The following is a 20,218-nucleotide window of genomic DNA, read 5'->3' as shown; positions in this document are numbered from 1 at the left end:
CCGGAACACTCTTGTCAGCACGGGCGCCATCCGCTCAGGTGCTGGCACCCGAACCTAACCGATTTAAAATGGGGGAAACATCGTGAAACTGCTTCGTTACGGCCCGTTCGGCCAGGAAAAACCCGGAATTCTCGACGCGGAGGGCAATCTGCGCGACCTTTCCGGCATGCTGCCCGATCTGGCGGGGCAGGCGCTGACCTCCGCCTCGCTGGCGAAGATCAAGGCGGTCGACCCGTCGAGCCTGCCGGCGGTGCAGGGTTCGCCGCGCATCGGCGCCTGTGTCGGCGATGTCCGCAACTTCATCGCGGTCGGGCTGAACTTCGCCGATCACGCCGCCGAGACCGGCGCGGAGATCCCGAAGGAGCCCATCCTCTTCAACAAGGCGCCCAATTGCATCGTCGGGCCCAATGACGACGTGATGATCCCGAAGAACTCGGTGAAGACCGATTGGGAGGTCGAGCTGGCGATCGTCATCGGCGATGGCGGCTCCTACATCCCCGAGGACAAGGCGATGGCGGCGATCGCCGGCTTCTGCGTCTGCAACGACGTGTCCGAGCGCGAATTCCAGACCGAGCGTGGCGGGCAATGGGCGAAGGGCAAGGGCTGCCCGACCTTCGGCCCGCTCGGCCCCTGGCTGGTGACGCCCGACGAGATCGCCGATGTGCAGAACCTCGCCATGTGGCTCGAGGTCGATGGCGAGCGGGTGCAGAACGGGTCGACCAAGACGATGATCTTCGGCGCCGCCTATCTGGTCCACTATATCAGCCAGTTCATGCGGCTCGATCCGGGCGATGTCATCACCACCGGCACGCCTCCGGGCGTCGGGCTCGGCTTCAAGCCGCCGCGTTTCCTGAAGGGCGGCGAGGTCGTGGCCCTCGGCATCGAGGGGCTGGGGACGCAGAAGCAGAACTTCGTCCCGTTCAAGGGCTGAGCCCTCGCTTCCAGCGCAGCGGAGGCGGCGACCCGGGCGAGCGATCGCCCGGGCGGCCGCCCGCTGCTCAGGCGGCGTCGAGGCCGAGCATCAGCCTGATGTTCTGCACCGCGGCGCCTGAAGCGCCCTTGCCGAGATTGTCGAGCCGCGCGACCAGCACGGCCTGGCCCAGCTCGTCATTGCCGAAGACCCGCAGTTCCAGCGCATTGCTGTCGTTCAGCGCCTCCGGCTCGATCTTGCCACTCGGCTCGGCCGGCTTGACCGAGACGAAGGCCGAGCCCGCATAGCGCTCGGTCAGCGCCGCCTCGAGATCGGCGAGCTTCGGCCGGCCGGGCAGCGTGTCGAGATGCAGCGGCACCGAAACCAGCATGCCCTGGCGGAAATGGCCGACCGAGGGCACGAAGATCGGCCGCCTCTGTAGCCGCGCATAGGCCTGCAGCTCCGGCAGGTGCTTGTGCTTGAGCCCGAGGCCGTAAAGCTCGAAGGCGGGGGCGCGGCCGGCCTCGTGTTCCTCGATCATGCTCTTGCCGCCGCCGGAATAGCCGGAGACCGCGTTGATCGTCAGCGGATGGTCCTGCGCCAGCAGCCCGGCATCGACGAGCGGGCGCAGCAGCGCGATCGCGCCGGTGGGGTAGCAGCCGGGATTGGAGACGCGACGGGCCTCGGCGATGGCCTTTGCATGGCCCGGCGCCAGCTCGGCGAAACCATAGACCCAGCCCGGGGCGACGCGATGCGCCGTCGCGGCGTCGACGATCCTGGGGCCGTTCTCACCGAGCTCGTCGGCGAGCGCCACCGATTCCCGCGCGGCATCGTCCGGCAGGCAGAGCACGACGAGATCCACCTCCGCCATCAGCGCCTTGCGGGCCGCCGGGTCCTTGCGCTTGTCGGGATCGATGCTGCGCAGCGCGATCTCGGGCAGAGCCGCCAGGCGCTCGCGGATGCCGAGCCCGGTGGTGCCGGCCTCGCCGTCGATGAAGATAGTTTTCTGCGTCTGGCTCATGATCAGGCCCCCCGAGGGTGCGGTGCTTCGTCGGCTTCAGGCATAAAAAAACCGCGCTCCTGGCGCGGTCGCGGACAGTCCGGCATCAGCCAGGCGTCATCGCGGTCGCGCTAGGGCGGCCGGGACAGGACGACGTCGGATGCAGAGCATGGTCATGGCCCCGATATGGTGGAGGGCGGCGGCGCTGTCAATCCGGTGGCCGGCGCCTCGCGAGCCGGCCTGGCGGCGCCTCGGCGCGCGCGGCGCCGCGTTCCGCAATCCCGCGAATCGCTTGCGGCCGTTTCCTGCCGGCGCGATTCAACCCGCCGGCTGCTGCGCCAGCTTCTTCAGCGCCAGCCCCTGGATGTAATGCTGGGCCACGGCGGCCCCCGCGATGGCGGTCGCATCGGCATGATCATAGGGGGGCGACACCTCGACGATGTCCATGCCCCGCCAATCCAAATCGCGAATGCCCCAGACCATGCGCAGCGCCGTCTCGGTCGCGAGACCGCCGGCGACCGGCGTGCCCGTACCGGGCGCATGGCCGGGATCGAGCGCATCGATATCGAAGGTGAGATAGGCCGGCCCGTCACCGACCCGCGCCTGGATCGCCTGCACCACCCCGGCGACGCCCAGCTCCTGCGCCGCATAGCCGTCGATGACGGCAATGCCGCAATCCCGCGGCGCCACGGTGCGGATCCCGATCTGGATCGAGCGTTCGACGTCGATCAGATCCTCGCGCACCGCCTCCAGCACGAATGTGCCATGGCTGATCGCGCCGACGCCGTCATCCCAGGTGTCCTGATGCGCGTCGAACTGCACGAGGGCGAGCTTGCCATGCCGGGCGACATGCGCCCGCAGCAGCGGCAGCGTGATGAAATGGTCCCCGCCCAGCGTCACCAGATGCGCGCCGGTCGCGATGATCGCCGCGGCGTGGTCCTCGATCGATTTCGCGCAGCCATGCAGGTCGCTGCGCGGCAGCGGGCAATCGCCGTAATCGACCGCCGCAAGCGTCTCGAACGGGTCGAGGCGGGAGGGGAATTGCGCATCCCCGTCGAAGATCGCGCTGACGCGGCGCAGCGCCTGCGGCCCGAAGCGGGTGCCGGGGCGATTGGACACGGCCAGATCGAAGGGCACGCCCCAGATCGCGAGGTCGCAGCCCGCCACCTCCTTGCTGTAGCGACGGCGCATGAAGGAGAGCGCGCCGGCATAGGTGGGATCCTGCGCGGCGCCGCGAATATCGCCGGTGAAGGCATGGTCGATCATCGGGCGAGCCTCGATTGCAACGGAAAAGACGGCTCAGCGGCGGCCGACGAGCCAGACATAGAGGATCCAGGGCAGGATCAGCGCCAAGGCGGAGAGGACCATGCGCAGGCTGGTCCAGAGCACCGGGTTCTGCAGCGCGCGCCCATCCAGCTCCGGCACGCCATGGATCAGGCCCAGCATCAGCGCCGGGGCCAGGAAGATCAGCAGCGCATTTCGGATGCGGCGCGGCCGGCCATCCTGACCGCGCGCCAGAGCGAGCAGCGCCGGGATGGCGATCATGCCGAAAGCGATGAGGATGAGCAGGACGCGCATGGCAGCAGGAACCGGAGGGAAGCCGCGCCTGATCTAGCATGGATGCGGCGCGGCTCCAGCCGCGCGACCCGCCCTCCGCAGCCGATTCTGTCGTTTTACGCGCCAACCCGGGCGGCGAAGCGGCAGCTGGCGCGCATGGCGTGGACCACGGCCATGCCCAGCAGCGCGAAGGCCAGAGCCTGATGGGCCAGCCCCGCCCAGAGCGGCACCACGAGCAGCAGCGTGACGATGCCGAGCGCCGCCTGCGCAAGGGTGATGCCGGCCAGCGCCGTCGCCCGCTTCGCCTCGCCGGAACCCGGGACGGCGCGGCGCAGGCCGATCGCGTGCCAGAGCGCCAGAGCGAGCAGGAGATAGGCGCCGATGCGGTGGTTGAACTGAACCAGCGCGACATTATCGACGAAATTCTCCCAGAACGGCGTCTGGGCGAACAGGGTTGCGGCGGATGGGATCAGCACGCCGTCCATCAGCGGCCAGGTGTTGAAGGTGAAGCCGGCGCGCGAGCCCGCGACCAGGCCGCCGAGCGCGATCTGCACGAAGATCAGCGCCAGCAGCAGCCAGGCGATGCCCCCTGCCCGCGCCTTTTCCTGGCGGCGCGGCGGTGTCAGCCAGATCGCGAAGGCGATCACCGAGCAGAAGAACAGCCCTGCGAAGCCGAGATGCAGCGTCAGCTTGACCGGCGCCACAGCGACCATGCCCGGCTGCAGCCCGGAGGCGACCATGATCCAGCCGATCGCGCCCTGCAGGCCGAGCAGCAGCCCCATGCCGAACAGGACCAGGATCTGCGGCCAGGGCAGCAGGCGCCGGGCCGCGACGACGAGGAAGCCGAGGAGATAGACCAGGCCGATGAAGCGCCCGAGCTGGCGATGGCCCCATTCCCACCAGTAGATGAACTTGAAATCGGCCAGCGCCATCCCGGCATTGAGCAGCTGATATTGCGGGCTCGCGCGGTATTTCTCGAATTCCAGCGCCCAGGCGGCGTCGCTGAGCGGCGGCAGGGCGCCCGTCACCGGCCGCCATTCGGTGATCGAGAGGCCCGACCCGGTGAGGCGGGTGGCGCCGCCGACCACCACCATGACGAAGACCAGAGCCGCCACCGCCCAGAGCCAGCGGCGAATGCCGGCATGGCTGTCTGCGGTGCTGTCGAAGGGCCGGTCGATGGCGAGTGTCATGGTCACGGGGCTTTCCGTCGCAGCGCCGGCGCTTCACAAGCGCCGACGCCGGTGACAGATAGAGCCGGCGCCGGGGCCGGACAACGCCCGCATTGCCGCACCATCGGGCCCGGACGGAGACGAGGCGATGAAACAGAGCCACCGCAAGCTGATCGGGACGATCCTGATCCTGGTCTTCGTCTGCGTCTACGCGCTCGTCGCGATGGCGCTGGCCCAGGGGCGCATCACCGAAGCGTCGAAAACCGTGCAGACGCTGGCCTATATCGCGCTCGGCCTCGCCTGGGTGCTGCCGCTGCTGCCGCTGATCCGCTGGATGGAGCGCAAGGACCCCTGAACGCAGCCGCGTCGCGGCATTGCCATGAGGCACATCACCGCCCATATTGTGCCAAAGGGAGGGCGGCGCGATGCTGCAGGAACTCGCCCGGACGGCCCCCGCGCCGGACCAGCCAGCGATCAGCGACGCGGAAGCCGCGGCGATGGCGCGCGCCGTCGTCAGGCTGTTCGGCAAATGGCAGATCTCCGACGCCGTGGCGCGCGCCCTGCTCGGCGGGCTGCCGGCGCGCAGCTATGCCCGCTGGAAGGCGGGTGAGCCGGGGCGGATCGACCGCGATCTCGCGACCAGGCTGTCGCTGCTGATGGGCATCCACAAGGCGCTGCGCATCATCTTCACCGATCCGGCCCGCGGCTATGCCTGGATCGGCACCCCGAACGGCGCCTTCGGCCAGCGCAGCCCGCTCGAGATCATGGCGCAGGGGGATATCTTCGCGCTGGCGCGCATCCGCGCCCATCTCGACGCCGAGCGCGGCGGTTGGTGACGCCGGCTTTGCCGGTGCGGCGGATCCGGTGGCCGCAGGCCTATCGCATCATCCGCTCGCTCCACCCGCCCATCGATCTGTTCGAGGACATCGCCGATCCGCGCGACTGGGAGGCGCTGGCCTCGGCCGAGGCGAAGACCAATCCGCGCATCTGGGAGCATCTCGGCCGGCTCGACCTGGTGCCGCCGGAGCGGCGCGTGTCGGGCGTGGGGGCGAGCCTGGTCATGGCGCCTTTCGTCCATGCCAGCCGGGACCGGCCGGGGCGCTTCACCGATGGCAGCTACGGGGTCTACAGCGCCGGGGACAGCGAGGAGGTCGCGATCCGCGAGGTCGCGCATCATCATGGCGTGTTCATGCGCAATGCCGCGCAGGCGCCGGGCTGGACCTCGCAATTCCGCGTGCTGATCAACCGGCTCGAGCTCGCGCTCCATGACGCAAGCGGCGTCGCCGCGCTGCACGACCCGGCGAGCTATGCCGCGCCGCAGGCGCTGGGCCGGGCGTTGCGCGCGGCCGGCTCCAACGGGCTCGTCTATGACAGCGTGCGCTGCCAGGGCGGGAGCTGCGCCGCTTTGTTCTGGCCGGACCTCGTGCCGATCCCGCTGCAGGGGGATCATTATGATTATCATTGGGACGGGGTGCGGGTGGACCGGGTGCGCAACTGCCGAAGCGGGGCGATCTTCGGGCTCTGAGGACGGCTTCCGCCTCAGCCGGCATTCACGCGCCTGCCGCGATTCCAGAGCAGGAAGGGCAGGCCCGAGAGCAGCGAGCGCAGCGCCGCCTCGTTCTGGTGGTGGCCGTTCAGCGAGATCCGCGGCAAAGCGTGGAGATGCGCGGCATGGTCGGGGAAGAGATGCCCCGGCCGCGTCGTGACGGCGGTGGCGAAGCCGGCGTCGCGGGCGAGCGCGAAGTCGCGCGGCCCGGCGGAGGCGGGATCGCCGACCGGATAGGCGAAATGCGCGATCCGCAGCCCCAGCTCCTGTTCGAGCCGCGCCCGGCTGCCGATGATCTCCTGCCGCGCCACGGGCTCCGGATGCTTGGCCAGCATGGGATGGCTGAGCGTATGGGCGGCGATGGTGACCCCGGGCGCGCCGGCCAGCGAGCGCAGCACCTCCCAGGGCAGGCATTCGCGCGCGACCAGCGCGGCCGGGTCGATGCCGGCCTCCGCCCCGAGCGCCGAAATCGCCGCCAGCAGAATCTCTTCCGGCCCTTTGCGCAGACGCCAATAGAGCTGCCGGAAAGCCTGCAGCTTCTCGCGATCGGTGCGCGCGGGCGCTGCGAAGGGCCCGTCCGGGAGATCGAGGGCGATCGCCGGCAGGGCGCGGATCGCCTCCTCCAGTTCCAGCCACCACAGCCGCGCGGTGCGGTCGGCGAAGCCGGGGGTGACGAACAGGGTCCAGGGCGCCTGGTGCCGCGCCAGCACGGGCCAGGCATGGTCGAGCGTGTCGCGATAGCCGTCGTCGAAGGTGAAGGCGACGAAGAAGCGCCCCGCCTCGCCGGTCTCCGCCGCCCGGGCGAGCCGTGCCGGCACCGCGTCGAGCGGGATGATGTCATGGCCTTCCCTGCGGATCAGGCCGACGACCTCGTCGAGGAAACGGGGCGTGATCTCCAGCAGGGCGTTGGGCTGGAAGCCGCCGCCCCGCGCCGGGCGAACATGATGCAGGGTCAGGATGACGCCGGCGCCCTGCGCCAGCCCCCTGCCCCAATGATCGGCGCCGGTCAGCGTGATCGCCCGGAAACCAGCCGCGAAGACTCGATGTCGCCAATCCATGCCGGGCTCGCCAACCACCTGCTAACGCTGTTCGCCGATCGCGCTGCCGGCCGCGCGGCAGATTGACCGATCCGTTCACAATGCCGGGTTAAACCGGCGAGGACCGATTCCAGGATAGCAGCATGCACGCCATCGCAGACAGCGCGAGCCCGGCTGGCGCGCCATCGAACGCCGGTTCGCCGGCGGATGGCGCGCGGCTCTGGGGCAGCGTCGCGGTCAGCGGCGATCTGGCGGCGCTCGAACGGGATTGGCGTGAGCTCGAGGCGCGGGCGATCGTGACGCCCTATCAGAGCCATGGCTGGATCTCCGCCTTCGCCTCCAGTGTCGGCGTCGCCCATCGGCTTTCGCCGAGCGTGGCGACGGTCCGCGATGCCGGCGGGCGGCCGGTGGCGATCCTGCCCTTCACGATCACGCGGCGCAGGGGCATCCGCTTCGCCGAGTTCATCGGCGGCAAACACGCGAATTACCATATGGGGCTGTTCGACCCGGGCTTCGCCGCCGCGCTCGATGCGGACCGGGCCCGCGCGCTGCTGCAGGACGTCGCGGCGGCGATCGGCGGTCTCGACGCCTTCGTCTTCGTCAACCAGCCGGTGGAATGGAACGGGATCGCCAATCCGCTCGCCGCCCTCGCGGCGGGACCGAGCCCGAGCCGGGCCTACAAGCTCTCGCTGACGCCGGGCGACGCCGATGGCTCGCTGCGGCGGGCGATGAGCAGCCATGCGCATAAGAAGCTGAAGAACAAGCGCAACCGGTTCCAGACCTTCGGCCCGTCGCGGGTCGTCAAGGCGGCGGGCGCCGCCGAGATCGAGCGGATCCTGACGGCGTTCCTGGTGCAGAAGGCGCGGCGCTTCGCGGCGCTCGGGCTGCACGACCCCTTCGCCGATCCCGCGATCCGCGACTTCTTGCGGCGCGGCGCCACCCCGATCGGCGAGGCGCCGGCGCCGATCGAGCTCTATGCGCTGGAGGTGGAGGGCGAGCCGGTCGCGACCTATGTCGGCGCGGTGCAGGGCCAGCGCTTCTCGGGCATGGCGACGGCCTTCGCCATGAGCAGCGAGATCGCCAAGAGCAGCCCGGGGGAGATCCTGCTGATCGACCTGATCAGGCTGAAATGCAGCGAGGGCATCACCGTCTTCGATCTCGGTGTCGGCGAGGCCCGCTACAAGACGACGATCTGCGACGACAGCGACGAGCTGGTCGATAGTTTTCTGCCGCTGACCGCCAAGGGCCGCGCCTTCGCCCTGGTCGCGCGGGCGAAGCGGGCGGTGAAGCGGCGGATCAAGGCCTCGCCGCGCGCCCTCGCCTGGGCGCAGCGCCTTTCCCAGCTGCTGCGCCGGACGGGCGGCTGAGGCTCAGGCCGGCTCGGGCTTCAGCTCCGGCTCATTGTCCAGATCGGCGGCGACCTCGGCCATGCCTTCGTCGACGACGAGCGTGACCGGGGCGTCGCCGAGCTCCGCCAGGCGATAGCCGGCCTCGACGGCATGGCCATTGCCGGCATGGCCGGCCATCACCAGCACCGATTGCGCCTGCCGGGCGAGCGGGGCGAGCACGGCGGATTCATCGGTCGAGGCCGCCGCGACGAAGACCCAATCATAGGTCTCGCACAGCGCGTCCAGGGCGACCTCGACGAGATCGGGAGCGGCCAGCACGGCTTCGCGCCCGGCACGGCCCGGCCCGATGACGTGGAGGCGGGAGCCCTCCTCGCGGGTGATGATGTCGGAGAACAGCGCCTCGCCGGCCAGGAGCTCGGAGAAGCCCGGCTGCTCGCCATCATCGTCGCGGGCGAGATCGAGGAGAATGCAGCGGCAGCGCTGCGAGAGCAGATCGGCCCATTGCCGCGCCGTGGTGGCACCGAAGCCGCCGGCATCGACGAGCAGGGCCAGCGGCGCCATGCCGCGCGGCGCCGGGAGCGAGCGCTCCGCCAGATCGGCCAGCGCCTGGTCGGGATCCTGCCCGACCACGATGAGCTGCCCGAGTCGTCCGGTATGGGTGAGCAGCGCGGCGACGCGGTCCTGCCGGAGGTCCGGTTCCGGCGTCGACAGCGGCGGATCATCGCGGGTGGCGGCGCGGCGCGGCACGACATCCGGCATCGGCTGGAGCGGCGCGCCGGGCTGGCCGCGGAGCAGTTCGCGCGAGACGAGGACGGCCAGCGACACCAGGAAGGTGGCGAGGGTGGCGACCAGCATCACCGGGATCTTCTTGGGGAAGGAAGGCTCGCCCGGCTCGATGGCGCGGGAGATGATGCGGGCATCGGCCGGCGTCGCGTTCTGCGCGTCGCGTGCGACCGCCTCGCGGTAGCGCAGCATGTATTGCTCGAGCTGGTCGCGCAGCGTCCTCGCCTCGCGCTCCAGCGCGCGCAGCTGCACTTCGCTGTCATTGGCGGTCGAGACGTTCTTCTTCTGCCCGTCCAGAGCGGCGGTGAAGCTCTCGACACGCTGGCCGGCGATTTTGGCCTCGTTCTCCAGCGTGCGGACGGTGCGCTCGGCGGCAGCGCGGAGCTGGCCTTCGAGATCGCCGAGCTGGGCGTTGAGCTCCTTGATGCGCGGATGCTCGGAGAGGAGATTGCGCGATTCCAGCGCGATCTGGGCGCGCAGATTGATGCGCTGCTCGATCAGCCGGCGCACCAGCTCGTTATTGGCGACGTCGGGGATCTCGAAGGTGCGGCCCTGCTTGATGGCGTCGCGGATCAGCCCCGCCTTGGCCTGCGCCTCCGCCTGCTGGCTGCGGGCCGCCGAGAGCTGCGTCGAGAGATCGGCGAGCTGCTGCGAGGTGATGGTGGTGTTGTTGGAGCCGACCAGCAGCCCGTTGCGCGAGCGGAAATCCTCGACCTTGGCTTCCGCCTCGGCGACGCGGCGGCGCAGCGGCTCGATCGTGCTGGAAAGCCAGGAGGAGGCGCTGCGGGCGGTGTCCTGCTTGGCGGCTTCCTGAGCCTCGAGATAGGTCGCGGCGATGATGTTGGCCGCCTTGGCGGCCAGCGCTGGGTCCTGCGAGGTGAACTCCACCGCCAGGATGCGCGAACGCGCCACGGGATAGACCAGGAGGCGCTCGTAATAGGTCTCCAGCACCCGCTCCTCCGGCGAGCGGTCGGCCGGATGGGCGCCGATGCCGACGAGGACGCCGATCTTCTTCAACGCGTTCAGGGCCCCGGCCCCGGAATCGAACTCGGCATTGCCGACGAGGCCGATGCGCTTGATCGCCTCGCGCGCCAGATCCCGCGACATCACCAGCTGGACCTGGCTCTGAATGCCTTCGCTGTCGAACTGGGCGCTCTGCCCCGTCCCGCCATTCTGGCCGGGGCGCGTATAGAAGCTCTCGCGATTCTCCAGGAGGATGCGGGATTCCGCGGTGTAGCGCGGCGTGACGACGTTGACGGCGACGAAGCTCAGGCCCAGCACCGCCAGCGTCGGCACCAGCACCCAGGCCTTGCGCTGCTTGACGGCCGTCCACAGCGCGCCGAGATCGATCGAATCCGCACGGAATTCGTCGTCGCGCTTCAAGCTGTCGGTTTGAGCGGTCATCCTGAATTCCATTCACGCAATACACAAAGCCCATCCGGGCATGGGTCAATCAAGCCTGAGTAAGGTTAGTGTCGCGTTAAAATACCCCGCCGCAGCGATCAGGTTTTCTTAACCATATCCTCCTAATCCTCGGGCCATGTTCAGTGTGGAAGCCCGCTCGTGACGAGTCCTCGCCTCACCTCCGTCGTGCTGGCCATGGCCCTGGCGACAAGCGCCTGCGCGCCCCGCTATGTCGAAGCCGATTATGCCGTCGCCCAGGCTGCCGGGCCCTATCGCCTCGCCAGCGGCGACCGGCTGCGCATCATCGTCTTCGGACAGGACAACCTCTCCAATATCTATGCGGTGGACGGGGCCGGGCGGATCTCGATGCCGCTGATCGACCGCATCGACGCCAAGGGCCGCACCACCCAGGAGCTGGAGCGGGCGATCGAGCAGCGGCTGCGGGCCGGCTATCTGCGCGAGCCGAAGGTTTCGGTCGAGGTCGACACCTACCGGCCGTTCTTCGTGCTCGGCGAGGTCACCAGCTCGGGGCAGTTCCCCTATGTCAACGGCATGACCGTGCAGACGGCCGTCGCCATCGCCGGCGGCTTCACCCCGCGCGGGCAGCGCAATTTCGCCGAGGTCACGCGGATGATCGACGGGCGCCTGGTCACGGCCTCCGTGCCGATCACCTATCCGGTCCAGCCGGGCGACACCATCGTGATCAAGGAACGCTGGTTCTGATCGGGCCGGAGGGACGGCCATGAGCAGGCCTGAGGAGGACGCGCCCTTGCGCATCCTGCATGTCTTCCGCGCGCCGCTGGGCGGGCTGTTCCGGCATGTGCTGGATCTGGCGCGCGGCCAGGTCGAGCGTGGGCACGATGTCGGGATCCTCTGCGATTCGACCACCGGCGGCAGCCGGGCCGGCGACGTCTTCGCCGAGCTCGCCCCGGTCCTCACCCTCGGCGTCACCCGCCTGCCGATGTCGCGCTATCCGAGCCTGACCGATGCGCGCGCGCAGATCGGGATGATCGGCCGGCGCTGGCGCCTGCAGCCCGACATCGTCCATGGCCATGGCTCGAAGGGCGGCGTCTATGCCAGGCTTCCGGCCCTGCTGACCCCCGGCCGCCGCTATGCCACGGCCTATACGCCCCATGGCGGCAGCTTCAACTACAAGCCCGGCAGCGCGCAGCACCGGCTCTACATGACGATCGAGCGGATGCTCGAGCGGGCGACGGACATGTTCCTGTTCGAGAGCCGCTTCATCGCGGGCCGGTTTCGCGCCCATGTCGGCCATGAGCCGCGCACCGATCACCGCATCATCCTGAACGGCATCGCGGAAGCGGAATTCGCGCCGATCCGGCATGGCGAGAGCGCGGCGGAGCTGCTCTATCTCGGCGAGCTGCGGCAGGCGAAGGGCGTCGACACGCTGATCGAGGCGCTGGCGCTGCTGAAGCAGCATGGCCTGACGCCGCGGCTGATGATCGTCGGCTCGGGACCGGACGAGGAGATGCTGCGCCAGCTGGCCCAGGTCCGCGGCGTCGCCGGGCAATGTCACTTCCGCGGCCCCGCTCCGATCCGGGAGGCCCTGGCCGAGGGCCGGATCATGGTCATCCCCTCGCGGGCGGAATCGCTGCCCTATGTCATCCTCGAGGCGGCCGCGGCGGCGCAGCCCCTGATCGCCACCGATGTCGGCGGGATCGGCGAGATCTACGGGCCCGATCATCGCCACCGGCTGATCGCCCCGGACGACAACGCGCTGCTCGCCCGGACCATCGCCGCCATGCTGGCGACCCCCGATGAGGAGCGGCAGCGGCAGGCGGCCGATCTCGCCCGGCATGTCGAGCAGAACTTCCGGCTGGACAGCATGACGGACGGCGTGCTCGCCGCCTATCGCGCCGCACTGGCGCGGCGCCGGGGATAGGCTAGAGCAGTTTCAGCGCCGCGACGCCGGCCACCACGAGCCCGATCCCGGCCCAGCCGCTCGGCCTGATGCGCTGGCCGAAGGCCAGCACCCCCAGCACCGAGGTGATGACCAGCCCGGCGCCGCCCCAGACCGCATAGGCCACCGAGAGGTCCATGCCCTGGATGGCCTGGGCGAGCGAAGCGAAGGCGCCAATGACGAGGATGATGCCGGACGCGCCCTCGACACGCCGCGTCATGCCGTTGGAGAGCTTGAGCAGGCAGGTGCCGCCGACTTCGAGCACCACCGCCAGAGCGAGCCAGGCGAGAGGGTTTACGGCGAAGGCGGGGCTCATCCCACCCTCCCCGCCGCGCGCGCCGGCCCGGCCGGGCCGCCGACGCCGCGTTCCAGCAGCACGATGCCGAGGATGATCGCGCCCAGCGCCAGCAGCCGCGTCACGGTGAGATGTTCACCGAAGAGGAGATGGCCGATCAGGGCGATGCCGGCGATGCCGAGCCCTTCCCAGACCGCATAGGCCACGGCCATCGGAATGACCCGCAGGGCGATGCTGAGCAGGGCGAAGGAGACGCCGATCAGCAGAAGCGGGAGCAGCGCGAGCAGAGCAGGCGCCGAGACCGCCGATTTGAGAGCGGCCGTCGCGAAAATCTCGACGGCGATCGCCGCGAGAAGTACCAACCAATGGAAAGACATGTTGCACACAGGCGAGGTGCCGGAGCGCGTCCGAAACGACGCGTCGAAACCAAGCAAAAATCAGAAAATCGGAAGAGAATGATGAGTAGAAAAAGCAGGCGGGCGCGTCCCGCCGAGGGCTGATGGCTCGCATGGCGACGGAAATTGGCTCCGCCGCCGACACCATCCGCATATGGGCTTCTCATACACTCATGGCGCCGAATATGGGCGCCGCGCCTGCTTTTGTCAACGCAGAACGACTGTTGGTCATGCCGGCGCAAGCTGCCGGCGGCTCTCGCTCATGCCCAACCCTCTGGGGCGGCAGCGGAAAGCCGGGCGCGGGATCGGTGGCGCCGGCCGCCCAACAAGGGCCCTCGAACGGCGAGACTGCGACGGCCCGGGTTAAAGGTTCCGAGAGCATTCTGCCGTAATGCAGGCGCAGTCCATGCGGGGCCGCGACCCCCATGGCCGCTATGAGGGTCATGCGTATGGGTGCGTTCGATGTCCGCGACCTGATGAAGGTCGACGCCGCCAATGCCGCCACGGGCGACATGCTGGGCCAGCGCGAGGCCGGTCCCGGCCGGTTGTTCCACCCTCTGGCCGAGCGCATCGCGGCCATGCCGGTCAAGCCGACGCTGTCGCCGGTGATGATCGAGGGGCTGGTCAGGCTGCTGGATGTCCTCGCCATCATCGGGGTCGGCAGCTTCGTCTATGCCTTCTATCTCAATGGCCAGGTCGATAACCGCCTCGCCTATCAGCTGACGATCCCGCTGCTGGCCTTCGGCGCGCTGGTCAGCTTCCAGATGCTGCGGCTCTACCATGTCGGCGCGCTGCGCAACGTCGTGGCCATGGCGGTCAAGCTCTCGGTCGGCTGGACGACCCTGTTCCTGTTCACGCTCGCCGCCTTCTTCTTCCTTAAGATCGGCGACCAGGTCTCGCGGATCTGGCTGGCGGGCTTCTATGCCGGCGGGCTGGCGGCGCTGCTCGGCGAGCGGCTGATCGTCCATCTCGGCGTATTGCGCCTGACGCGGATGGGCCGGCTCGAGCGGCGCACCGCGATCGTCGGCGGCGGCGAGGCGGGCGAAGCGCTGATCCGCGCGCTCGAGGCGCAGCGCGATACGGGCCTGCGGGTCTGCGGCGTGTTCGACGACCGCAACGACGATCGCTCGCCCGATCTGGTGGCCGGCTATCCCAAGCTCGGGACGATCGACGACCTCGTCGAATTCGCGCGCCGCACGAAACTCGATCTGGTGATCTTCACCCTGCCGATCTCGGCGGAGGCGAGGCTGCTGGCCATGCTGCGCAAGCTCTGGGTGCTGCCGATCGACATCCGCCTCTCCGCGCATATGTCGAAGCTGCGCTTCAGGCCGCGCTCCTATTCCTATATCGGCGCGGTGCCGGTGCTCGACGTCTTCGACCGCCCGATCGCGGATTGGGACGTCGTCGTCAAATATGTCTTCGACAAACTGGTGGGGACGCTGGCGCTGATCATGCTCGCCCCGCTGATGATCGTCACGGCGATCGCCATCAAGCTCGATTCGCGCGGGCCGGTGCTGTTCCGGCAGAAGCGCTACGGCTTCAACAACGAGCTGATCGAGGTCTTCAAGTTCCGCTCGCTCTATCACGAGATGGCGGACCCCGCCGCCGCCAAGCAGGTGACGCGCGACGATCCGCGCGTGACCCGCGTCGGCCGCTTCATCCGCAGGACCTCGCTCGACGAGCTGCCGCAGCTCTTCAACGTGGTGCTGAAGGGCGATCTCTCGCTGGTCGGGCCGCGGCCCCACGCCATCCATGCCAAGGCGCAGGACCGGGCCTATGAGCAGGTGGTGGACGGGTATTTCGCCCGCCACAAGGTCAAACCCGGCATCACCGGCTGGGCCCAGGTCAATGGCTGGCGCGGCGAGACCGACACCGACGACAAGATCCAGCGCCGCGTCGAGCACGATCTCTATTACATCGAGAACTGGTCGGTCCTGCTCGATGTCTACATCCTGGCCAAGACGCCGTTCTCGCTGCTGACGAAGAACGAGAACGCCTATTGAGCGCGCTCTCCCACCGCGACGAGCCCGTCGCGTTGCCGGCCAACCGCCGGCTGCTCGTCTCGCATGCCGGGCTGAAGCGCGGCACGCTCTGGCTGCTCGGCGCGTCCTCCGGCTTCGCGCTGATCGAGCCCTCGCCCTATGAGATCGTCTTCCTGCTGACGATGTTCGTCTTCGCGCTGACCGGCCTGCGCCTGTCGCAGCGGCTGCTGCCGATGGCGCTGCTGCTGCTGCTCTACAATATCGGCGGGGTGATCGCGCTGATCCCCTGGATGGACGAGCCGCCCTCGGTGCGCTTCACCGCCGTCTCGGTCTATCTGATGATCACTGCGATCTTCCTCGCCGCGATCATGGCGGAGGACGCCGTGGCGCGCATCGAGACCCTGATCAGGGGCTGCTTCATCGCTGCCTGGTGCGCCAGCATCGCCGGCATTCTCGGCTATTTCGACATCGCCGGGCTGGGCAGCGTCTTCACCCTGAACAACCGGGCCTCGGGGACCTTCAAGGACCCGAACGTGCTGGGTCCCTATCTCGTCGTGCCGCTGGTCTTCGTGCTGCAGCATGTGCTGATCGGCCGCCACGGGCTGCTCAAGGGCGTGATGTTGATGAGCGTGCCGCTGGTAGCGCTGCTGCTCACCTTCTCCCGCGGCGCCTGGGCGAATTTCGCCGCCTCGGCGGCGCTGATGGTGCTGCTGACCTTCCTGACCGCGCCGACCGCCTCGCGCCGCGCGCGGATCATCGGGCTGACGCTGGTCGCCGCTCTGCTGATGGTCATGGCCCTGCTCGTCGCTCTGTCCTTCGAGCAGATCCGCAGCGTCTTCGAGATCCGCGCCAGCCTGTCGCAATCCTACGACATCGGCGAGACCGGGCGGTTCGGCAATCAGCTGCGCTCGATCCCGATGCTGCTCGAACTGCCCAACGGCTTCGGTCCGCTGCGCTTCAGCTTCCACTTCGTCGAGGACCCGCACAACGTCTACATCAACGCCTTCGCCTCCTATGGCTGGATCGGCGGCTTCGCCTGGCTGGGGGTGACGGCGGCGACCTGCTATGTCGGATGGCGGCTGGTGTTCCAGCGTACGCCCTGGCAGACCCATGCGGTGGCGCTGTGGTCGGTGCTGTTCGTGACGATCCTGCAGGGTCTCCAGATCGATACCGATCACTGGCGGCATTTCTACCTGCTGCTCGGGCTGATCTGGGGCCTGGCCGCCCTGTCGCCGCCCAGGCGGCCGGCGCAGCGCGAGCCTCTCTAGCCGCCGGCTCGCTCTCAGCCGCCGGCCTTGCGCACCACGACATAGGCGTGGGTGGTGACGAAATCCCAGCCGATCCTAGCCGCGCCCGCATTGAAGGCATGGTCGATCTCGCGCAGCCCCGGCATGCGCTTGAAATAATCATGGCCCCAGAAGGGCTGAACATGGATGTCGGAGAAGCCGGCACGCTGCAGCATCGGGGCGAGCCGGGCCCGGCTGCCGCGGCACCAATCATAGAGCGCGGGGAATTTCGGGTCCCCACCCCCGTCGCGGCGCGCCGGATAGAGCGCGTGGACGATGGCGCGCGAGGCGCTTTCCGGCAGGATGTGGTTCAGCGCGAAGACGGGGGCCCAGAGCGTCGGGAAGAAGGCCAGCGCCACGCCGCCCGGTGCCAGCAGCGCATGGATGTTGGTCCAGGCCCGCTCGACGTCATGGACATGTTCGAAGACCATGCGCGAGACCATCAGATCATAGCCGCCGCGCACCGCATCCGGCTCGCGCAGATCGCCGGCGATGTCGAAATGCGCCGTGCGCAGCCCGGCCGGCGTCAGGGCCAGCTCGCCGGCGTCGATATCGTTGACGATCAGATCGAGGCCATGCCCGCGCGCTTCCTCAGCCGTGAACAGCGGATCGCGGCCGCCGCCGATCTCGCAGATCCGCCGCAGCCCGAACTGGCGCGCCAGAGCGAGGATGGTGAGCTCGTAATTCTCCCAGGCCCATCGCGCATGCCAATGCGGCGCCAGCCCGTGCATGAAGCCTTCGATCGAGCGCGCTGTGCTGCTGGGGACGGTCCGGCCCGTCGGCTCGGATAGGGCAGACGCCAAGGCCATGACTAGACTCCCACTAATGATGAAAAACCATGGTCAATAGTGAGAGCGTGATCAAACTGATTTGAAATCGACAGTTAATTGTTTCGGCCGGACTGCGAGAATCCTTTTGCCACCGGCTCCGCGACGCCAGATATGCGACAGGTGAGCCCGCGCCCGGATTGTCCCGCCAGATTGCGCGAAGCGCATTGCATCCTGCCGAGAGCGACTCTATAAGCCGACCCGTCGGAGCGTAGCGCAGCCCGGTTAGCGCACTTGTCTGGGGGACAAGGGGTCGGAGGTTCGAATCCTCTCGCTCCGACCATTTTCGTCGAAGGCCGGCCGGCGGGAGCACGCCCGCTTCGTCCCGGTCGGCGTTCCGGCTTCTCGCCTCGCCATCACCTGCCTGCGCCCCGCTGTCCGCATCAGCCCGACGCGCTCCGCCTTTTCATACGAAACCAAGCTGCGACCTCGGCGTTTTGCCGTACCAACAATCGTCTTAGTCATGGTCAATCCTATTGTAATTTTGCCGACGGCTCCGGGTTATCATTGGGCGAAATGGCTCAGACCTGCGCCGGGCACACGAGAAGGCGAACTTTTGACGCCGGATTCGGAATGGTCGGTGGTCGAGGTCTTCGAAAACGCCGAATCCTCCGATCCCGAGCATCTCCTGGTCTTCGTGCCGGGCGTGGAGATGCCGCAGCTGCTGCAGGATTTCCTCTGGGGCCCGGGTCCCCTGCCCGTGCCCGAGGCGTGACCGGGCGCCGGCGCGGGATGGGGCGCCGATCGGGCGATGCCGATGCCGGGGCAGCAGCGTTCTGCCCGCGCGCAGTATAGGCAAAAGCTTTGATGAATGATCATTCATGAAACCAGGCGCGATGCCGGGTGTTGTTCTGTCACGTTCACACACTGACAGGAGCCAATCATGTTGAAGCAACTTGCCATCGTAGCAACCCTCGCCGTCGTTCCCTTCGCGGCCCAGGCCCAATCCGGCGCGGCCGGCGGCGCGGCCTCGGGTGCGGCGACGGGTGCCGTCGGCGGCGCGATCGTCGGCGGTCCGGTCGGCGCGGCGGCCGGCGCGGTCGGTGGCGCGGCGGCGGGTGCGATCGTCGGCGGGATCACAGCCGATCAGCGCCCGGCCTTCCGCACCTATGTGATGGAGCAGGATGTTCCCTCCGTGCGCTACGAGAAGGAAGTCGTGGTCGGCGCGACGCTGCCCGAGACGGTCACCGTCCGCGAGGTTCCGGCCCGCTACGGCAAGACCCAGTACCGCTACACCGTGGTCAATGACCGCCCGGTCCTGGTCGAGCCGCGCACGCGCAAGATCGTCCAGATCATCGAGTGATCGATCCAGTGATCGATCGAGCGCCCGCCTCTCCGGAGGCGGGCGTTTCCGTTTGTGCTCATGCGGCCGCAGCCGCGTCCGCCTTGCCGCCGCGCGCCACGATCGCCAGCCGGCCATCGGCCAGCGGCCGCTGCAGCGCCCGGGCCTCCTGCCAGGGCGCCTCCATCCAGAGCTCGCATTCCTCCGGCTCGGTCAGGATCACCGGCATCGCCTTGGGATGCACCGCCGCCACCTCCGCATTCGGCTCGGTCGTGAGGAAGGCGAAGAGGTCCAGCGTCTCGATCCCCTTGCTGATCCTGCGCACACCCGTCCATTGCGGCGTCCACAGCCCTGCGAAGAAGGCGACGGGCCGGCTCTCGTCCCGGGCGAACCAGATGTCGCCGCCCGCATCGCGGTTGAACTCGCTGAAGCTGGTGAACGGCACCAGGCAGCGGTTCTGCACGCCGAGCCAGGGCCGCCAATGCGGGCTCGCGGTGTTGCGGATATTGGTGGTGCCGGCATCGGGCTCCATCGCCAGCAGCGCGTCGAAATCCACGGGCTTGCCCTTGGCGCGGAGCTTGTCGGCGCGCTTCACCGCGGCGTCATAGACCGCCTTGCGCGAACTCGGCATGCCCCAGCGGGCCATCGCCAGAGCCGGCGGCCCGTCCCCCTGATTGCGGATGATCGGCGCCTCGTAATCCGGAAAAATGCCGGGCAGCGGCGGCAGATTGGTCGCCGGTGCATCGAAGGGCCGGCGAAACAGCTGGCGCATCGCATCGACGCCGCGGGTATAGCTGTAGAGATTGCACATGGCCGGCAGGATCCTCCGAGCCGCCGGTCCAGCGGCGGGCGCGGCGCGGAGCATGTCGCCGGCCGCCCTGGCGATCAAGCGGCAGGCGGGCCGGGCATGACGGGCCAGCGAGCGGCCGCGATCTTGTCCACAGCCCCGGCGGGTCGTCCCTTGCTGCCGCAACCGAAGCGATCCACCATCGTCACGGGGTGGGGTAACGAACATGCGTGGATCCGTGCGTCTGGTTCCGGAGCTGGTGTCGCGACAGCGCGGCATGCTGCTCAGGGCGCTCGCAGTGCTGGCGGCGGGCATGGCGCTTGCGGCGACGCTGCTGGACTGACGGCCAGCGTCCGCCGGCGCGGATGGCGGCTCGCTACGGCTGCCAAACCGGGTTAAGCTGAGCTTTGCGCATCGAGCGCCAGACGGGGGAGAACGGCTATGGCTGGTGAAGATCGCGGGCCGCGGGCCTGGCACGACGTTCACAGCGTGCAGGAAGCCCCGCGCGAGAAGCAGAAATCCAGTGGCCGCATCGCGGCCGAGGAAGCGGCCGCGCGCAAGAAGATCGAGGCGCTGAGGGCGCAGAGACTGGCCAAGCAGGCCGCCGAACCGCCGCCCGCGCCCAAGGCCAAGGCGACCAAGAGCAAGGCGGCCGCCGCATCCTGAGCCCGCCGACGCGGCCTGCCGC

General features: G+C 68.8%; 22 protein-coding genes and 1 tRNA gene. 13 read left to right on the top strand and 10 right to left on the bottom strand.

Annotation, left to right across the window (positions count from 1 at the left end):
- Positions 1-82: 82 nt before the first annotated feature.
- Positions 83-931, top strand: coding sequence for a fumarylacetoacetate hydrolase family protein (locus tag ASG72_RS13480; protein ID WP_056713060.1), 849 nt, complete (start codon positions 83-85; stop codon positions 929-931).
- A gap of 67 nt (positions 932-998) precedes the next feature.
- On the opposite strand, the gene argC is transcribed toward ASG72_RS13480, so the two are convergent.
- From argC to ASG72_RS13460, 4 genes are all read right to left on the bottom strand, one after another.
- On the bottom strand, positions 999-1,931 hold the full coding sequence (gene argC / locus ASG72_RS13475; protein WP_056713058.1) for an N-acetyl-gamma-glutamyl-phosphate reductase: 933 nt from the start codon (positions 1,929-1,931) through the stop codon (positions 999-1,001).
- A gap of 297 nt (positions 1,932-2,228) precedes the next feature.
- Complete coding sequence (gene speB, locus ASG72_RS13470) at positions 2,229-3,176, bottom strand: agmatinase (protein ID WP_056713056.1); 948 nt, start codon at positions 3,174-3,176, stop codon at positions 2,229-2,231.
- Positions 3,177-3,209: 33 nt separating this feature from the next.
- On the bottom strand, positions 3,210-3,488 hold the full coding sequence (locus ASG72_RS13465; protein WP_056713054.1) for a hypothetical protein: 279 nt from the start codon (positions 3,486-3,488) through the stop codon (positions 3,210-3,212).
- A 95-nt stretch (positions 3,489-3,583) separates the two neighbouring features.
- Positions 3,584-4,657, bottom strand: a complete 1,074-nt coding sequence (locus ASG72_RS13460; RefSeq protein ID WP_056714651.1) for a COX15/CtaA family protein — start codon at positions 4,655-4,657, stop codon at positions 3,584-3,586.
- A 127-nt stretch (positions 4,658-4,784) separates the two neighbouring features.
- Here ASG72_RS13460 and ASG72_RS13455 point away from each other — a divergent pair, with 127 nt between their 5' ends.
- From ASG72_RS13455 to ASG72_RS13445, 3 genes are all read left to right on the top strand, one after another.
- A complete protein-coding gene (locus tag ASG72_RS13455; protein WP_056713052.1) occupies positions 4,785-4,991 on the top strand; it encodes a DUF2842 domain-containing protein in 207 nt (68 codons plus the stop codon).
- 70 nt (positions 4,992-5,061) lie between these two features.
- The gene (locus ASG72_RS13450; protein WP_056713050.1) at positions 5,062-5,472 is read left to right on the top strand and encodes an antitoxin Xre-like helix-turn-helix domain-containing protein; all 411 of its coding nucleotides are present in this window, start codon (positions 5,062-5,064) and stop codon (positions 5,470-5,472) included.
- A 14-nt stretch (positions 5,473-5,486) separates the two neighbouring features.
- A complete protein-coding gene (locus tag ASG72_RS13445) occupies positions 5,487-6,161 on the top strand; it encodes an RES family NAD+ phosphorylase (RefSeq protein WP_244488797.1) in 675 nt (224 codons plus the stop codon).
- A gap of 14 nt (positions 6,162-6,175) precedes the next feature.
- Here the strand turns inward: ASG72_RS13445 and ASG72_RS13440 are convergent, their stop codons facing one another.
- Positions 6,176-7,240: a polysaccharide deacetylase family protein gene (locus ASG72_RS13440; RefSeq protein WP_056713047.1), complete on the bottom strand. Its 1,065-nt coding sequence runs from the start codon at positions 7,238-7,240 to the stop codon at positions 6,176-6,178.
- A gap of 122 nt (positions 7,241-7,362) precedes the next feature.
- On the opposite strand from ASG72_RS13440, the gene ASG72_RS13435 reads away from it, so the two are divergent.
- Positions 7,363-8,586, top strand: a complete 1,224-nt coding sequence (locus tag ASG72_RS13435) for a GNAT family N-acetyltransferase (RefSeq protein ID WP_056713046.1) — start codon at positions 7,363-7,365, stop codon at positions 8,584-8,586.
- A gap of 3 nt (positions 8,587-8,589) precedes the next feature.
- On the opposite strand, the gene ASG72_RS13430 is transcribed toward ASG72_RS13435, so the two are convergent.
- Positions 8,590-10,755: a GumC family protein gene (locus tag ASG72_RS13430; RefSeq protein WP_162246252.1), complete on the bottom strand. Its 2,166-nt coding sequence runs from the start codon at positions 10,753-10,755 to the stop codon at positions 8,590-8,592.
- A gap of 159 nt (positions 10,756-10,914) precedes the next feature.
- On the opposite strand from ASG72_RS13430, the gene ASG72_RS13425 reads away from it, so the two are divergent.
- Positions 10,915-11,478, top strand: a complete 564-nt coding sequence (locus ASG72_RS13425; protein ID WP_244488796.1) for a polysaccharide biosynthesis/export family protein — start codon at positions 10,915-10,917, stop codon at positions 11,476-11,478.
- A gap of 19 nt (positions 11,479-11,497) precedes the next feature.
- Positions 11,498-12,658 carry a glycosyltransferase family 4 protein gene (locus ASG72_RS13420; RefSeq protein WP_056713042.1) on the top strand — a complete coding sequence of 387 codons (1,161 nt, stop codon included), beginning with the start codon at positions 11,498-11,500 and terminating at the stop codon, positions 12,656-12,658.
- A gap of 1 nt (position 12,659) precedes the next feature.
- Here the strand turns inward: ASG72_RS13420 and ASG72_RS13415 are convergent, their stop codons facing one another.
- Both ASG72_RS13415 and ASG72_RS13410 read right to left on the bottom strand, forming a co-directional pair.
- Positions 12,660-12,992: a multidrug/spermidine efflux SMR transporter subunit MdtI gene (locus tag ASG72_RS13415; protein WP_056713041.1), complete on the bottom strand. Its 333-nt coding sequence runs from the start codon at positions 12,990-12,992 to the stop codon at positions 12,660-12,662.
- Positions 12,989-13,348 carry an SMR family transporter gene (locus tag ASG72_RS13410; protein ID WP_056713040.1) on the bottom strand — a complete coding sequence of 120 codons (360 nt, stop codon included), beginning with the start codon at positions 13,346-13,348 and terminating at the stop codon, positions 12,989-12,991. The genes ASG72_RS13415 and ASG72_RS13410 overlap by 4 nt, the downstream gene beginning before the upstream one ends.
- A 467-nt stretch (positions 13,349-13,815) precedes the next feature.
- On the opposite strand from ASG72_RS13410, the gene ASG72_RS13405 reads away from it, so the two are divergent.
- Together ASG72_RS13405 and ASG72_RS13400 are read left to right on the top strand one after the other, a co-directional pair.
- On the top strand, positions 13,816-15,369 hold the full coding sequence (locus ASG72_RS13405; RefSeq protein ID WP_056713039.1) for an undecaprenyl-phosphate glucose phosphotransferase: 1,554 nt from the start codon (positions 13,816-13,818) through the stop codon (positions 15,367-15,369).
- Positions 15,366-16,616 carry an O-antigen ligase family protein gene (locus ASG72_RS13400; RefSeq protein WP_056713038.1) on the top strand — a complete coding sequence of 417 codons (1,251 nt, stop codon included), beginning with the start codon at positions 15,366-15,368 and terminating at the stop codon, positions 16,614-16,616. Before ASG72_RS13405 ends, ASG72_RS13400 begins: the two co-directional genes overlap by 4 nt.
- Before the next feature lie 14 nt (positions 16,617-16,630).
- On the opposite strand, the gene ASG72_RS13395 is transcribed toward ASG72_RS13400, so the two are convergent.
- Complete coding sequence (locus ASG72_RS13395; RefSeq protein WP_056713037.1) at positions 16,631-17,443, bottom strand: methyltransferase domain-containing protein; 813 nt, start codon at positions 17,441-17,443, stop codon at positions 16,631-16,633.
- 223 nt (positions 17,444-17,666) lie between these two features.
- Between ASG72_RS13395 and ASG72_RS13390 the strand changes: the two genes are divergently transcribed.
- The 3 genes from ASG72_RS13390 (at position 17,667) to ASG72_RS13385 (ending at position 18,764) form a co-directional block, all read left to right on the top strand.
- A tRNA-Pro gene (locus ASG72_RS13390) sits at positions 17,667-17,744 on the top strand.
- Between the two features lie 273 nt (positions 17,745-18,017).
- The gene (locus ASG72_RS20810) at positions 18,018-18,176 is read left to right on the top strand and encodes a hypothetical protein (protein WP_156395961.1); all 159 of its coding nucleotides are present in this window, start codon (positions 18,018-18,020) and stop codon (positions 18,174-18,176) included.
- Between the two features lie 168 nt (positions 18,177-18,344).
- A complete protein-coding gene (locus ASG72_RS13385; protein ID WP_056713036.1) occupies positions 18,345-18,764 on the top strand; it encodes a DUF1236 domain-containing protein in 420 nt (139 codons plus the stop codon).
- Positions 18,765-18,822: 58 nt separating this feature from the next.
- On the opposite strand, the gene ASG72_RS13380 is transcribed toward ASG72_RS13385, so the two are convergent.
- Positions 18,823-19,554 carry an SOS response-associated peptidase family protein gene (locus ASG72_RS13380; protein WP_056713035.1) on the bottom strand — a complete coding sequence of 244 codons (732 nt, stop codon included), beginning with the start codon at positions 19,552-19,554 and terminating at the stop codon, positions 18,823-18,825.
- Positions 19,555-19,971: 417 nt separating this feature from the next.
- Here ASG72_RS13380 and ASG72_RS20805 point away from each other — a divergent pair, with 417 nt between their 5' ends.
- The gene (locus ASG72_RS20805; protein WP_156395960.1) at positions 19,972-20,196 is read left to right on the top strand and encodes a hypothetical protein; all 225 of its coding nucleotides are present in this window, start codon (positions 19,972-19,974) and stop codon (positions 20,194-20,196) included.
- Positions 20,197-20,218: the final 22 nt, after the last annotated feature.

Origin of the sequence: Allobosea sp. Leaf344 (genome assembly GCF_001426225.1) — a bacterium.
GTDB lineage: Bacteria > Pseudomonadota > Alphaproteobacteria > Rhizobiales > Beijerinckiaceae > Allobosea.
This window is presented reverse-complemented; position numbering and strand designations above follow the sequence as displayed.